This is a genomic window from Rathayibacter sp. AY1C6, assembly GCF_002931535.1.
Classification (GTDB): domain Bacteria; phylum Actinomycetota; class Actinomycetes; order Actinomycetales; family Microbacteriaceae; genus Rathayibacter.
In genome coordinates, this window is sequence record NZ_PSWC01000029.1 from 22588 (window position 1) to 37396 (window position 14809).

Here is a 14809-nt window from a genome sequence, read left to right on the forward strand (position 1 = left end):
GATGAGCGCCCCCGCCCCGACCGACTCCCACTGCCCGTACTGCGCCCTGCAGTGCGCGATGACGCTGACACCCGCGGCGGGCCCCGTACCCGTGGCGGTCGAGGGGAGGGAGTTCCCGACGAACCGGGGCGGGCTCTGCGCCAAGGGCTGGACCTCCGCCGAGCTGCTGGCGAGCGGACAGCGCCTGGTCTCCCCGCTGCTGCGCGGCGCCGACGGCGTCCTCGCGGAGGCGTCGTGGGAGGAGGCGCTCGACGCGGTCGCCGGGGCGGTGCGCGGCGTCCGGGAGCGGCACGGCGCCGACGCGGTGGCCGTCTTCGGCGGCGGGGGCCTCACCAACGAGAAGGCCTACCAGCTCGGGAAGTTCGCTCGGATCGCTCTCGGCACCTCCCGGATCGACTACAACGGCCGCTTCTGCATGTCCTCGGCCGCGGCGGCCGGCAACCGCGCCTTCGGCGTCGATCGCGGACTGCCGTTCCCGGTGTCCGACCTCGACGACGCCGACACGATTCTGCTCCTGGGCTCGAACGTCGCCGCGACGATGCCGCCGCTTCTCGCCCACTTCGCCGGTGCCCGCTCGCGGGGCGGCCTGGTGGTCGTCGACCCGCGCCGCTCGGCCACCGCGCGGCTGACGGAGGACGGCGCCGGCACGCATCTGCAGCCCGCCCCGGGGACGGATCTGCCGCTCCTGCTCGGGCTGACCCACCTGGTCTTCGCCGAGGGCCTCGCCGACACCGCCTACCTCGCCGCGCGCACGACCGGCGCCGAGGCGGTGCGCCGCAGCGTCTCGGCGTGGTGGCCGGAGCGCACGTCCGCGGTCACGGGCGTGCCGACCACGCTCCTCCGCTCCCTCGCGCGCCGGCTCGCCGCGGGGCGGTCGTTCGTGCTGACCGGCCGCGGGGTCGAGCAGCACGTCGACGGCACCGACACCGCGACCGCCGCGATCAACCTCGCTCTCGTGCTCGGCCTGGTGGGCCGCAAGGGGTCGGGGTACGGCACGCTCACCGGTCAGGGCAACGGCCAGGGCGGACGCGAGCACGGCCAGAAGGCCGATCAGCTCCCGGGGTACCGCTCCATCCGCGATCCGGAGGCGCGGCGCCACGTCGCCGCCGTCTGGGACGTGACGCCCGAATCGATCCCCGGCCCGGGCCTGCCCGCCACCGCCCTGCTCGCCGAGCTCGGACGCTCCGTGCACTGCCTGCTGGTGCACGGCTCCAACGTGGTCGTCTCGGCTCCGGACGCCGACGCCGTCCGCGCCGGGCTCGAGGCCCTGGACACGCTGGTCGTCTGCGACTTCTTCCTCTCCGAGACCGCCGCGCTGGCCGATGTGGTGCTCCCGGTGCCGCAGTGGGCGGAGGAGGAGGGCACGATGACCTCGCTCGAGGGCCGGGTGCTCCGCCGCCGCCGGGCGATCGACCCGCCGGCAGGAGTGCGCAGCGAGCTCTGGATCATGAGCGAACTGGCGCGCCGTCTCGACGCCCCCTCGAGCTGGTCGACCGTCCCCGCGGAGGTGTTCGACGAGCTGGCCCGCGCGTCCGCGGGAGGCGTGGCCGACTACTCCGGCCTCTCGCACGCCCTGCTCGACACCGGGATCGCCGCCCACTGGCCCTACCCCGCGGGCGGCACGGGGACGCCGCGCCTCTTCGCTGAGCGCTTCGGGCACCCCGACGGCCGGGCGCGCCTGGTCGCCGTCATCCCCGCCGTCCCCGTCGTCGTGGACCGCGGCGAGGAGCTGACCCTGGTGACCGGCCGCTACCTCCAGCAGTACCAGTCGGGCACCCAGACCCGGCGGGTCGCGGAGCTCGATGCGGCCCGCCCGGAGGCTCGACTCGAGATCCACCCGGCGACCGCCTCCCGGCTCGGCGTCAGCGACGGAGCACCTGTGGCGATCGGGAACGCGCGCGGCGTGGTCCGCGCCCGCGCGAGCGTCACCGCGGACATCCGCCATGACACGGTGTTCCTGCCCTTCCACTACGCGGGTGAGCAGTGCGCGAACCTCCTCACCGAGGCCGTCGTGGACCCGGTGTCGTCGATGCCCGAGTTCAAGCGCACGCGGGTCTGGGTCCGCGCGGAAGGGACGGCACATGCCTGAGACACCTCCCGAGCGGATCGTCCTGATCGGCTACGGACCCGTCGGCTCGCGCTTCGTCGAGGAGCTGCTGCCGGCCGTGCGGGCCGGTCTGGTCGCGCTGACGGTCGTCGGCGCCGAGGGCGACGACCCCTACAACCGTGTCCTGCTCGCGGAGTACGCCGTCGGCCGGGCGACCCGCGAGCGCCTCGACCTCGGCGACCGGACGGCGGCGGACGCGGCGGGCGTCGTCCTGCGCCTGGGAGCGGCCGTCGTGGGGATCGACCGCGCGCGGAACGTCGTGCGGCTGCACGACGGCGAGCGGCTGCCCTACGACCGCCTCGTCCTGGCCACCGGCGCCCGGGCGAACGTGCCGACCCTCGCCGGGATGGAGCGGTCCCGACGCGAGCGGACGGTGCGCGCCGCCGATCCGGAGTCGCTCGACGCGGGCTCCCGGCCCCTCCCGGAGCGGGTGGTGGCGCTGCGCGACCTGGCCGACGCCCGGGTGGTCCGCGAGTCCGTGCGCTCCGGCGCGCGCCTCGTCGTGCTCGGGGCGGGAGTGCTCGGGATCGAGTTCGCCCTCGCGGCCGCCGAGCAGGGCGCGCAGGTGGTGGTGGTCTTCCACGGCGACATCCCGATGGCCCGCAATCTCGACACGGGCGGGGGCCGGATGCTGGCCGCGGCCGCCCGCGCGGCCGGCGTCGAGATGGTGGCGCACGCCCGGTCCGAGAGCGTCCTGCTCGCGCACGACGACCGCGGCCGTGCGCACTTCCAGGCGCTCGTCTGCGCTGACGGCAAGCAGATCGAGGGGGATCTGCTGGTGCTCTCGTGCGGTGTCGGTGCGCGGGTCGAGCTGGCCGCGGGCGCGGAGCTCGCCGTCTCGACCGGGATCCTGGTCGATGAGCAGCTGCGCAGCTGGAGCGACCCGGACGTCTTCGCGATCGGCGACTGCGCGCACGTCGCCCCCCGCGGCTCGGCCCTGCCCGACGGCCGCGTGCCCGGCGGACCGAGCGGACTGATCGGTCCGGGATGGGAGCAGGCGGACCGGCTCGCAGCGCGGATCCGGGCGGAGGCGGAGGGCCGCTGCGGCGAGGAGCGCGTCCCCGACGCCCGACCGGCGGTCGTGATGCTGAAGGCCGAGGGCGTCGACCTCGCGGCAGGAGGCGACGTGGCCCCGGAGCCGTGGGACCCGCACCGCCCGGGCGAGGAGCACCTCGAGGTGACGCTGTGGGCTGACCCCGCCCGCGGCGGCTACGCCAAGCTCGTGACCGCAGGAGGAGTGCTGCGCGGGTTCGTCTCGGTGGGTCTGCCCCGGGTCGGCGCCGAGCTCAGCCTCCTCTTCGAGCGGGGCTCGGACCTGCCGGCGGACCGGTCGAGCCTCCTGCGTCTGGACGCCCCGGATGCGGGCGCCGCGGCGACCGGCGATCCGTTCGCCCCCGATGCCACGGTCTGCTGGTGCAACGGCGTGACGGCGGCGGTGATCACCGATGCGGCTGCGGCGGGACACGGGACGGTCGCCTGCGTCGGGCGGGCGACCCGCGCCGGCACGGGCTGCGGCGGCTGCACCGGTCGTATCGCCGAGCTGCTCGCGCGGACGGCGGTCCCCGCCTGATCGCCGCGAGGACCGGGCTCGCCGCCTCAGCGGTCGAGCGCCTCCGCGAGGCGCCGGGTGACCGCCCGCAGTTCGAGCTCGGCCCCGCGGACGCGCTCGTCGAGAGCCGCCGCGGTGTCGGCGGCCTGCTCGGCGGCCGCCGCACCCGCCGCCTCGGACGAGGCTCGGTCGGCCGCGACCGACGCGCTGAGCTCGTCCAGCGCCTCCCGGAGGCCCGCCGACTCGTCGCGCAGCACGGAGACGTCGCCCTGCACCGCGCTCAGCTCGCCGCGGAGCCCGGCCACCTCGTCGCGCAGGGCCGCCGTCTCGGCGCGCAGCTCCTCCGTGCGCAGCCGCGCCTGCTCGAACCAGGGGGCGACCAGCCGGTGCACCGCATCGCGGAGCACGACGCCGCCGCGGCCGAGCCGGGTGGGCGCGGAGCCGGGGTCCTGGAGGAAGTCGTGGTCAGTGGTCATCGTCGTGGTCCCGTCCGGAGAAGCGGCGGTGGAGCACGTCCATCGCCCGCAGATCCTTGTCCATGATGTCGGCCTCGAGGGTGGTGTCGGCGAGGCGGTCGGCGAGGCCAGGCCGGGAGCGGCGCTCGAGCGAGGCCTCGATCAGCTCGACGGAGCGCTCGAACGAGAGCGGTCCGCGCGCCGCGGCCCGGCCCCGCCGACCGAGCGCCTCGAGGTCCACCGCCCCGCTCGCCACGTCCCGCATCGCCTCGAGGAGCGCCGGGGCGGAGCGGGTGATCTTGATGCAGTCGACCCCGTCGATGAGGAACTCCGCGACTCCGCTGGCCGCCGTCACGATCGGCACGGCGCCCGCCGCGGCCGCCTCGACCGGCGCGACGCCGAACGCCTCTCCGGCCCAGGTCGGGAAGAGGAACGCGTCGGCGCGGCCGTGCGCGGCGAGCACCTCGGCGTGGGGCGTCGGTCCGTGGAACTCGACCAGGCCGTCCAGGCCCGCCTCGTCCGCCCGGGCGCGCCAGCCGTCCACGTCTCCGTCGCCGTAGAGGTCCACGCGGAAGTCGCGGGTCTCCTCCGCGAGAGACGCCGCCGCCTCCAGCACCAGCCCGACGCCCTTGTGCTCGCCGAGCGACGCGGCGAACGTGAACCGGGTGGTCCCGCCCTCGCGGTAGCGCCGCGGCTCCGCGGTGTCGGGGGAAACGGACACTCCCCGCCCGATCACCTCGACCTCGCCCAGGCTCAGCCCGCCGGCCTCGATCGCGTCGACGAGCGAGCGGCTGACCGCGACGATCTCGCCGCGGTCGAAGTGGTCGGGGGCCTGGGCGCCGTAGACGCGGAGCACGCGCTCGGGCAGCCCGTCGACCAGGGCGTTCGGGATGCGGTCGCCGAGGTTCCACATCCACGGGGCCTCCACCGCCCGCAGCAGGTCGATCAGCGCGAGGCCGCCGATCCCGAGCAGGTTGAAGGCCACCACGTGGGTCGGCGCGAAGTCGCGCAGCTCCTCGAGCAGGATGCGGGTGTTCTCGAACCGCGAGACGGCGCTCTCGTGGTGCAGCAGCTGAGCGATCTCGCCGCCCGTCTGCGGCAGCGGGAAGTAGGTGCGCAGGCTCAGCGTGCGGTGCACCTCGACGCCCGAGGGCTCCGGCGGCAGGTAGGTCGGCGTGGTCAGCACGCGCACGGTGTGGCCGCGGGCCGCCATCGCCTCCGCGACGCGCGCACAGGTCATCTCGTATCCGCCGAGCACCTGCGGCGGGTAGAGGTTGCTCACGAACAGCAGGCGCATCACCGCACCTCCCCTCTCGCGGAGGCGTCCGCCGCGATCCGCGCCGTCACCTCAAGCGTGTAGGCCGCGCGGGCCTGGCGGTCATTGCCGCCGTCCCAGTAGTTGACGAGGTAGAGCCCGGACTGCTGCGTGCGCGGCACGAACGGGAACAGCTGGGCCCGGGGCTCGATCTGCGCGATCCGGTAGCCGGCGTCGACCGCGCGCACGTGCAGCCAGATGTCGTCGGCGTCCGGGGCGATCTCGCGGAACGCGTCCCCGTGCGCGGCGATCTCGCCGAGGAGCGGGGCGGGCAGCAGCTGCCCGGAGACGGAGGTGCCGAAGACGTCGGTCGACGCGCGCGTGTCGGCGACCGGCGTCCAGCTCGTGTACGGAGCCACGGCGCCGTCGACGATCCCCACCCGGTGGGCGCGGTAGCAGAGCACGGTCTCGCGGGGGTAGCGCGAGCGGGCGTCGAGCAGGCCCCTCAGCCAGGTGCGCGGGTACACGATGTCGTCGTCGGAGGTGACGAGGTCGCGCTCCCCCGCCCGGCCCGAGAGCAGGTGCGGGTAGTACTTCGTGTGCACGCGGTAGCCGTCGACCAGGCGGATCTCGACGCCGCGGCGGCGGAGGCGTCGCAGCGGCGCGGGCAGGTCGGCGTGCAGGGCCGGGTCGTCGAGCCAGAGCACCAGGCGCGCGGGCCGGGCGTCGCCGCGGGCGATGGACTCGAGCGCCACGTGGACCCGCTGCAGCCGCTCGCCGTGCGTGGTCATCGTCACCACGACCTCGCCCGCCGGATCGACCGCAGAGCGGCGGGAGAAGCGGTTGGCCAGGTCGAGCAGCAGCAGCTCGCGCCGGAGCGCGGGCGAGGGGTGGTCGATCGGCCGGGCGGCGATCACGGCGGCGCGGCGCTCCGAGAGGCGCTGAGGGGCGGAGCGGACGACCCGGGCCGCGGAGCGCAGCCGCGTGCGGGGGCGGACACGACGGCCCAGCGCCGCGAGGCGCGTGCGGGGCCGGACGCGCCGGCCGACGGCGGCGAGAGCGGGATGCATCGGTCCAGGTTAGCCGGAGGCGCCCGGGCGCCCTGCGCCGGTCAGGGCTCGTCGACGACCGCGAAGGCCCGCACCGGGAAGGTCCCGAAGCCCCGCACCTTCGGCGGCACGGCGGTGAAGCGCGCCCCTGTCGCCGGCAGCCCGCCGAGGCCGGTGAGGTGCTCGACGACGTGCACTCCCGCGGCGAGGAGGGCCGAGTGCGCGGGCCGCGATCCGCCCGACTCCGTGTCGTCGATGTTCACCGAGTCGATGCCGACCAGCACCGCGCCGGCGGCGACGAGCGCCTCCGCCGCCGCACCGCCGAGGAAGGGGGCGCCCCTGCCGTACCCGGGCGTGGCGAAGTGCGCGTCCCAGCCGGTGCGGAGGAGGACGGCGGCGCCGCGGACGTCGAGTCCCGCGACCGCGTCCGCACTGATGCCCCGTCCGGTGGCCCCGGTCGCGTCGACCACGACGGCAGGCAGATCGACCAGCGTCTCGAGCGGGAGAGCGGCGAGATCGGCTCCGCCCTCGTAGCGGTGGAACGGGCTGTCGAGGTAGGTGCCCGTGTTGCCGATCATCTCGATGACGTCCATCGCGAACTCGGTGCCGGGCGCGTAGGAGGCGCGGGACGCCTCACGGGTGAGGTGCGGCCGGATGCGCGGAGCGGGCAGGCCCGGGTAGGTCACCAGCCCGTCCGCGACGGTGTGGCTGAGGTCGACGAAGCGGCGCGAGGAGGTCATGCGCCCGATCCTGGCAGGGGCCGGATCGGGCGCACCATCGAGATGCCGCCCCGCGGGGCGGCGTTCCCGCCTCTACTTCTTCGGCAGCGCCGCCGACAGGTCCGCGATCAGGTCGGACGAGTCCTCGAGGCCCACCGAGAGGCGCACCAGCGACTCCGAGACCTCCAGCGGCGTGCCCTTCACCGACGCGTGCGTCATCTCGCTCGGGTAGCCGATCAGCGACTCGACGCCGCCCAGTGACTCCGCGAGCTGGAACAGCTCGGTCGACTCGGCGAACTTCCGGGCCGCGCGCGGCGTCGCGAGCTCGAGCGAGAGCATCCCGCCGAACCGCGACATCTGGCGCTTCGCCAGCTCGTGGCCGGGGTGCGAGGGCAGGCCCGGGTAGTGCACGGCCGTCACCGCCGGGTGCTCGACGAGGAACTCGGCGACCGCCTGCGCGTTGACGGAGTGGCGCTCCATCCGCACCCCGAGGGTCTTGATGCCGCGGACCGTGAGCCACGCGTCCATCGGGCCCGAGATCGCTCCGACCGCGAACTGCAGGAACGCGATCTTCTCGGCCAGCGGCCCCGAGCGCAGGGCGAGCGCGCCGCCGACGACGTCCGAGTGGCCACCGAGGTACTTCGTGGTCGAGTGCACGACCACGTCGGCACCGAAGGCCAGCGGCTGCTGCAGGGCGGAGGAGGCGAACGTGTTGTCGACGACGACGATCAGGTCGTGCGCGTGGGCCAGGTCGGCGAGCTCGGCGATGTCGCTGATGGTCATCAGCGGGTTCGACGGGGTCTCGACCCAGAGCATCTTCGTCTCACCGGGGACGATCGCCCGCTGCACCTCGCGGAGGTTCGACATGTCGACGGCCGTGTTGCGCACGCCCCAGGCGCTGTGCACCCGGTCGATCAGGCGGTGGCTGCCGCCGTACGCGTCGTTGCCCAGGACGACGTGGTCGCCGGGCGCGAGGGCGGCGCGCAGCAGGGTGTCCTCGGCGGCGAGGCCGGAGGAGAAGGAGTAGGCGACGTCGGCGCCCTCGAGCGAGGCGATGAGCTCCTGGAGCGAGTCGCGCGTCGGGTTCGCCGAGCGGGCGTACTCGTAGCCGCCCCGGAGACCGCCGATGCCGTCCTGGACGAACGTGGAGGTCATGTAGACGGGCGGCACGACCGCGCCGGTGGTCGGATCGAACTCCTGGCCGGCGTGGATGGCGCGGGTGTCGAAGTGCTGCTTCTTGGGCATGGTGCGGGCTCCCTGGGTCGGAGGTGCGGAGGCGGCGGCCGTCAGGCCGTGGCGTAGGTGAGGAGGTCCTGTCGGGTGATCACCGCGACGGGCTTGCCCTCGTCGGTGACGAGGAGGGCGCTGCGCTCGGTGAGCGCGGCGCGGGCGGCGGTGATGCTCTCGCCGAGCCCGATCAGCGCGAGCGCGTCGCCCACGCAGTCGCCGAGCGGGTCGTTCATCGAGGCGGATCCGGCGAAGACGCGGTCGAGCAGCTCGCGCTCGTCGACGGCTCCGACGACCTCGCCCATCACGACGGGCGGCTCGGCGGTCAGCACCGGCAGCTGCGAGACGCCGTACTCGGTCATGATGCCGATCGCGTCGCGGATCGTGTCGGTCGGGTGAGCGTGCACGAGCGCCGGGAGGTCGGCCTGCCCGCTCGCCGCCCTGGCGCGGAGCACGTCGCGGACGGTGCCCTCGTCGCGCATCTCGAGGAAGCCGTAGGAGCGCATCCAACGGTCGTTGAAGATCTTGCCGAGGTAGCCGCGCCCGCCGTCCGGCAGGAGCACGACGACCACGTCGTCCGGCCCGAGACCGGCGGCGGCCTTGAGCGCGACGGAGACGGCGAGCCCGCTCGATCCGCCGACGAGCAGCCCCTCCTCGCGGGCGAGGCGGCGGGTCATCGCGAACGACTCGGCGTCGCTGGAGGCGATGATCCGGTCGACCACGCTCGGGTCGTACGCGCTCGGCCAGAAGTCCTCGCCGACGCCCTCGGTCAGGTACGGGCGACCGCCGCCGCCCGAGTAGACGGAGCCCTCGGGGTCGGCGCCGACGATCTGCACGCGGCCCTCCGACACCTCCTTGAGGTAGCGGCCGACGCCGCTGATGGTGCCGCCCGTGCCGACTCCCGCGACGAAGTGGGTGAGCCGACCGGCGGTGTCGCGCCAGATCTCCGGGCCCGTGGTCTCGTAGTGGCTGAGCGGTCCGTTGAGGTTCGCGTACTGGTTGGGCTTGAAGGCGCCGGGGATCTCGCGGGCGAGGCGGTCCGAGACGGAGTAGTAGGAGGCGGGGTCCTCCGGAGCGACGGCCGTCGGCGTCACGACGATCTCGGCCCCGTAGGCGGTGAGGACGTTGCGCTTGTCCTCCCCCACCTTGTCCGGCAGCACGAACACGCAGCGGTAGCCGCGCTGCTGCGCGACGAGGGCGAGGCCGATGCCGGTGTTGCCGCTGGTCGGCTCCACGATGGTGCCGCCGGGCTTCAGCAGCCCGTCGCGCTCGGCTGCGTCGATGATGCGGGTCGCGATGCGGTCCTTCGACGAGCCGCCGGGGTTCAGGTACTCGACCTTGACCAGCACGGTCGCCTGCACGCCCGCCGCGACCGGGCCCAGCTTCACCAGCGGGGTGTCGCCGATGAGGTCGAGGACCGAATCGGCGTAGGCCATCCCGGTCTCCGGGCGTGCGGGAAGGGCGCGATCCAGGCTCATCCCGCCAGCGTAGCAACCGGCTCCCGGCGTGTGACGGGGGTGGGCGGAGGCACAGGGAGCGGTCTCGGGCGGGGAGTGCCGCCGGTCGCGCCGGTGCCCTATCGTGGGGGTCCGCGAGCGCCGCCGTCGACCCGGAACGGACCCCGAATGACCTCACCGATCGCCGCACCGCCGCGGCGTCCGGCCGACATCCACCTCCTCCGCCTGCTCGGCCCGGCGCTGGTCGCCGGAGTCGCCTACCTCGACCCGGGCAACGTCGCCAGCAACATGACGGCCGGCGCCCGGTTCGGCTACCTCCTGGTCTGGGTGGTGGTGCTCGGCAACCTGATGGCCTGGCTCATCCAGTACCTCTCGGCGAAGCTCGGCCTGATGACCGGCCGCAGCCTCCCGGAGCTGCTCGGCGACCGCCTGCGCGGCCGCTGGGGCCGCCGGGCCTACTGGCTGCAGGCCGAGACGGTCGCGATGGCGACCGACCTGGCCGAGGTGATCGGCGGCGCGATCGCGCTCAACCTGCTCTTCGGACTGCCGCTGCTGGCCGGCGGCGTGGTCACCGGCGCGGTCTCGCTGGTGCTGCTGCTCGTGCAGACGCGGGGCGGGGCGCAGCCGTTCGAGCGGGTGATCACGGCGCTGATGGTGCTGATCGCCGTCGGCTTCACGGTCGGCGTGGTCGTCGATCCCCCGGACGCGGGCGCGACCGTCGCCGGTCTCGTGCCGCGCTTCGAGGGCTCGGAGTCGGTGCTGCTCGCCGCCTCGATCCTCGGCGCGACCGTCATGCCCCACGCGATCTACGCCCACTCCGCGCTCGCCCGCGACCGCTTCGGCCACGTCGAGGGCGTCGGCGCGCGCCGGAGGATCCTGGTCGCCACCCGGATCGACGTGACGGTCGCCCTCGCCATCGCCGGCACCGTGAACCTCGCGATCCTGCTCCTCGCCGCGCACTCCCTCGCGGGAGTCGCCGGGACCGACAGCCTCGAGGGCGCCCATGCGGCCATCGGAGCGGCGCTCGGACCGGTGGTCGCGACCCTGTTCGCCGTCGGCCTGCTCGCCTCCGGCCTCGCCTCGACCTCGGTCGGCGCGTACGCGGGGGCCGAGATCATGCACGGTCTGCTCCAGGTGCGGGTGCCGCTCGTCGCCCGTCGTCTGGTCACGCTGATCCCGGCGCTCCTGGTGCTCGCGATCGGCTTCGACCCGACGCGCGCGCTGGTGCTCAGCCAGGTGGTCCTGTCGTTCGGCATCCCCTTCGCGCTCGTGCCGCTCGTGATCCTGACCCGCGACCGCAGCCTGATGGGCGACCAGACGAACCGCTGGTTCACCACCCTCGCCGCCGCCCTGGCCGCCGTCTTCCTCATCGTCCTGAACGGCCTGCTGCTCTGGCTCACCTTCGCCCCTTGAGCGGAGCGGCGGCGCGCCGTCCCACTCCTCCGCGGCCTCCTCTCCCGCTGATCGAGCGGCCCGCTCCGCGGGCGTGTCGAGATCCCCCTGACCGCGCATTGATCCGATCCGAAGCCTCGCTCGTTATCCTCTGAGAGCGCCTCTCAGGCGCCTGCGCCCGCCCCAGGCGCCTTCCGCCCTCAGAACGAGAGACGCCGCCGTGGCCAAAGACACGATGTCCGCCAAGAACCGCGCCCGACAGGAGAAGCTCGAGGCCTACAAGCGCGAGCAGGACCGCCGCAAGCGCGGCTCCCGCATCTGGATCTGGTCGCTGTCGGCCCTGGCCGTCCTCGCGGTCGGCGGGATCGTCGCGGTCACCGTCTTCGGGAACCAGCAGATCGTCGAGGCGCGCGAGATCGACGGCCTGCAGACCTTCGACAACGACGCCACCCACGTCGCCGGCGCCGTCGACTACCCGCAGACCCCGCCGGCGGGCGGCCCGCACAACGCCGTGTGGATGAACTGCGGCGTCTACGACGAGCCCGTCCCGAACGAGAACGCGGTGCACGACCTCGAGCACGGCGCCGTCTGGGCCACCTACGACCCCGAGCTCCCGCAGAGCGAGGTCGACGCGCTGATCGCCGCGATGCCCGACACCTACTCCGTCGTCTCGCCCTACGAGGGCCTCGAGTCGCCCATCGTGCTGAGCGCCTGGGACGCCCAGGTCGCGATCGACTCGCCCGAGGACCCCCGCATCGACGCCTTCGTCGAGCGCTTCTGGCAGTCCTCGAGCGCTCCGGAGCCCGGCGCCCCCTGCACCGGAGGGATCGATGCGCCCGGCAAGCAGTAGGGGCCGGATCCTCGTCGCCGCGGTCGCCGTGGTCGCGCTCCTCCTCGGGGCGGCCGGCGGCTACCTCTTCGGCGCGCTCGCCCCGTTCGCCTCCGCGGCGACGCCCTCGAGCGCCAGCGCCGAAGCGGGCTTCGCGCGCGACATGCAGGTGCACCACCTGCAGGGCGCCGAGCTGGCGATGATCGCCCGCGAGCGCAGCGCCGACGACGAGGTCCTCACCGTCTCGAAGGACATCCTGCTCACCCAGCAGCAGCAGGCCGGGCAGCTCTTCGGCTGGCTGAACTCGTGGGGCCTGCCGCAGGCTGCTCCGGAGCCCTCGATGACCTGGATGGGCCGGCCGACCCTGGCCGGAGCCGCCGACGAGCACTCGTCGATGGGGATGGGGACCGAGGACGGCGTCGTGCCGGCGAGCATGCCCGGTCTCGCGACACCGGACCAGATCACCGCCCTCAGCAGCGCGTCGGGCCGCGACTTCGACCGGATGTTCCTCGAGCTGATGATCGCCCACCACCGCGGCGCGATCGACATGGCCGAGGCGCTGCTCGCCCGGAGCCGCGTGACGGTCGCCACCGACTTCGCCTCCTCCGTCGTGAAGGCCCAGGAGGCCGAGATCTCGCTGATGGAGCAGATGCTCGAGGACCGCCCGGCGGAGTGACCGCCTCCGGCGCGGGCGATGGCGGCTGAGAGCGATGCGCCTCCCCCACCGGGGCAGGGCGCGTGCTCTCCGCCGACGTCGTGCACGGAGCCCGGCGACTCAGACGGCGCCGGCTGCGAGTAGCGCCGCGGGGGGCCGCGGCCGCCGATCCGCGGCTCAGCCCTGGAGGGCCGACTCCGTCTGCTGCGCGTAGAGCGAGGCGTAGAGGCCGCCGAGGCCGAGCAGCTCGCGGTGGGTGCCCGATTCGACGATCCGGCCGCCCTCGACGACGTGGATGACGTCGGCCGACACGATGGTCGAGAGCCGGTGGGCGATCGCGATGGTGGTGCGGCCGCGGGCGGCGTCGTCGAGCGCGGTCTGGACGATCCGCTCCGAGACGGTGTCGAGGGCGCTGGTCGCCTCGTCGAGGATGAGGACCGCCGGGTCCTTCAACAGGACGCGTGCGATCGCGAGCCGCTGCTTCTCGCCTCCGGAGAGCCGGTAGCCGCGCTCGCCGACCAGTGTGTCGTAGCCGTCGGGGAACGACGTGATCGTCGCGTGGATGTTCGCGGCGCGGGCGGCCGCCTCCAGCTCCTCCTGCGTCGCGTCCGGGCGGGCGTAGCGGAGGTTGTCGCCGATCGTCGCGTGGAAGAGGTAGGTCTCCTGGCTGACGATGCCGATGTGCGAGACGAGCGACTCCTGCCGCAGCTCGCGCACGTCGGTGCCGGCGAAGCGCACCGCTCCCCCGGCCACGTCGTAGAGGCGCGGGACGAGGTACGAGATGGTGGTCTTGCCCGCGCCGGAGGGACCGACGAAGGCGACGAACTGGCCCGGCTCGATCGCGACCGAGACGTGGTCGAGCGTCGGGCGCGCGTCCTCCGCCTGGTCGGGGTAGCGGAACACGACGTCGTCGAGCTCGACCCGGCCGAGCTCGCCCGAGACCTCGCGTGCATCTGCCCGGTCCGTGATCGCCGGGCGCAGGTCCAGGTACTCGAAGATGCGGGCGAACAGCGCTCCGGCCGTCTGCAGGTCGAGCGCGACGCGCATCAGGCCCAGGAGCGGCCACATCAGGCGCGCCTGCACGGTGGTGAAGGCCACGACGGTCCCGGCGGTGACGGTGGTGCCGCCGAGGATCAGCCAGGCGGCCACGAGGTACACGATCACGGGGATGACGGAGAGGAAGATCTGCACCATCGCGAAGAACCACTGGCCGGACATCTGCTGCCGCACCTGGAGCTCGATCTGGCGGCCGTTCTCGTCGGCGTAGCGCGTCACCTCCGACTCCTGGCGGCCGAAGCTCTTGGCCAGGAGGATGCCCGAGACGCTCAGGGTCTCCTGGGTGATCGCGGTCATCTCGGACAGCGACTCCTGCGTCTTCGTCGCGATGCGCGCCCTCACCTGGCCGACGCGGCGCTGGGCCACGACGAGCACCGGAGTGAGGACGAGGGCGACGATCGTCATCTGCCACGAGAGCAGGAGCATCGCGACGACGGCCGCGATCACGGTGACGGTGTTGCCGAGCACGCTCGAGACGGTGTTCGTCAGCACGTTGGCCACGCCGCCCACGTCGTTGGCGAGGCGCGACTGGATGACGCCGGTGCGGGTGCGGGTGAAGAAGCCGAGCTCCATCGCCTGCAGGTGGCGGAAGAGGCGGATGCGCAGCTCCCCCATGACCGTGTTGCCGACGGTCGCGGTGAGGTAGGTCTGCCAGACGCCGAGGATCGCCGAGAACGCCCAGACCAGCACCATGACGCCGACCAGCTCGAGCAGCACCGGGAGGTTCGGGCGTCCGCCGGGCGGGAAGAGCCCGCGGTCGAAGGCCAGCTGGGTGAGGAGCGGCGGCACCACCGTGAGGGCGGCGCCGACGAGAACGAGGATCACGGTGAGCGTGAGCTTGGGGCGGTGGTCGCGGAAGAGTCCCGCGATGCGCCGGAGCAGGTCGTCGACCTTCGGAGCCGCCGCGTTGATCTCCCGCTGGCTGTCCGGATCGCTGCTCGAGATCCTCCCGCCGCGCGCCCCTCCGCGCATCCCGCCGCCTGCCGCGACGTCACCCATCCTGCTCACGGCTCGACCCTAGCCCCGCCCGGACGCGACGCAGGAGGAGCTGGAGGCGGC

Annotated in this window: 12 protein-coding genes; 5 read left to right on the forward strand and 7 right to left on the reverse strand. The window is 74.0% G+C overall.

The window, feature by feature from the left end; all coding sequences use genetic code 11:
- Nucleotide 1: 1 nt before the first annotated feature.
- Entirely contained in the window at nt 2–2089 is a 2088-nt protein-coding gene (locus C5D36_RS14780; RefSeq protein WP_104296128.1) for a molybdopterin oxidoreductase family protein, read from the forward strand.
- On the forward strand, nt 2082–3677 hold the full coding sequence (locus C5D36_RS14785; protein WP_104296129.1) for an NAD(P)/FAD-dependent oxidoreductase: 1596 nt from the start codon (nt 2082–2084) through the stop codon (nt 3675–3677). The genes C5D36_RS14780 and C5D36_RS14785 overlap by 8 nt, the downstream gene beginning before the upstream one ends.
- Nucleotides 3678–3703: 26 nt before the next feature.
- On the opposite strand, the gene C5D36_RS14790 is transcribed toward C5D36_RS14785, so the two are convergent.
- The 6 genes from C5D36_RS14790 to C5D36_RS14815 form a co-directional block, all read right to left on the reverse strand.
- The gene (locus tag C5D36_RS14790) at nt 3704–4132 is read right to left on the reverse strand and encodes a hypothetical protein (protein ID WP_104247711.1); all 429 of its coding nucleotides are present in this window, start codon (nt 4130–4132) and stop codon (nt 3704–3706) included.
- The gene (locus C5D36_RS14795; protein ID WP_104296130.1) at nt 4122–5408 is read right to left on the reverse strand and encodes a glycosyltransferase; all 1287 of its coding nucleotides are present in this window, start codon (nt 5406–5408) and stop codon (nt 4122–4124) included. Before C5D36_RS14795 ends, C5D36_RS14790 begins: the two co-directional genes overlap by 11 nt.
- Nucleotides 5408–6436: a glycosyltransferase gene (locus tag C5D36_RS14800; RefSeq protein WP_104296131.1), complete on the reverse strand. Its 1029-nt coding sequence runs from the start codon at nt 6434–6436 to the stop codon at nt 5408–5410. The genes C5D36_RS14795 and C5D36_RS14800 overlap by 1 nt, the downstream gene beginning before the upstream one ends.
- A 41-nt stretch (nt 6437–6477) precedes the next feature.
- On the reverse strand, nt 6478–7155 hold the full coding sequence (locus tag C5D36_RS14805) for a cyclase family protein (protein WP_104296132.1): 678 nt from the start codon (nt 7153–7155) through the stop codon (nt 6478–6480).
- Between the two features lie 72 nt (nt 7156–7227).
- Nucleotides 7228–8379: a cystathionine gamma-synthase gene (locus C5D36_RS14810; RefSeq protein ID WP_104296133.1), complete on the reverse strand. Its 1152-nt coding sequence runs from the start codon at nt 8377–8379 to the stop codon at nt 7228–7230.
- A gap of 41 nt (nt 8380–8420) precedes the next feature.
- Nucleotides 8421–9797 carry a cystathionine beta-synthase gene (locus tag C5D36_RS14815; protein ID WP_104227178.1) on the reverse strand — a complete coding sequence of 459 codons (1377 nt, stop codon included), beginning with the start codon at nt 9795–9797 and terminating at the stop codon, nt 8421–8423.
- Between the two features lie 189 nt (nt 9798–9986).
- Between C5D36_RS14815 and C5D36_RS14820 the strand changes: the two genes are divergently transcribed.
- The 3 genes from C5D36_RS14820 to C5D36_RS14830 all read left to right on the forward strand — a co-directional run bounded on the left by C5D36_RS14820 (nt 9987) and on the right by C5D36_RS14830 (nt 12715).
- A complete protein-coding gene (locus C5D36_RS14820; RefSeq protein WP_104296134.1) occupies nt 9987–11231 on the forward strand; it encodes an Nramp family divalent metal transporter in 1245 nt (414 codons plus the stop codon).
- Nucleotides 11232–11430: 199 nt separating this feature from the next.
- Nucleotides 11431–12060, forward strand: a complete 630-nt coding sequence (locus C5D36_RS14825) for a DUF3105 domain-containing protein (protein WP_258062955.1) — start codon at nt 11431–11433, stop codon at nt 12058–12060.
- Nucleotides 12041–12715, forward strand: a complete 675-nt coding sequence (locus C5D36_RS14830; RefSeq protein WP_104224341.1) for a DUF305 domain-containing protein — start codon at nt 12041–12043, stop codon at nt 12713–12715. Before C5D36_RS14825 ends, C5D36_RS14830 begins: the two co-directional genes overlap by 20 nt.
- Before the next feature lie 156 nt (nt 12716–12871).
- Here C5D36_RS14830 and C5D36_RS14835 read toward each other — a convergent pair whose 3' ends face one another.
- Nucleotides 12872–14749, reverse strand: coding sequence for an ABC transporter ATP-binding protein (locus C5D36_RS14835; protein WP_104247708.1), 1878 nt, complete (start codon nt 14747–14749; stop codon nt 12872–12874).
- Nucleotides 14750–14809: the final 60 nt, after the last annotated feature.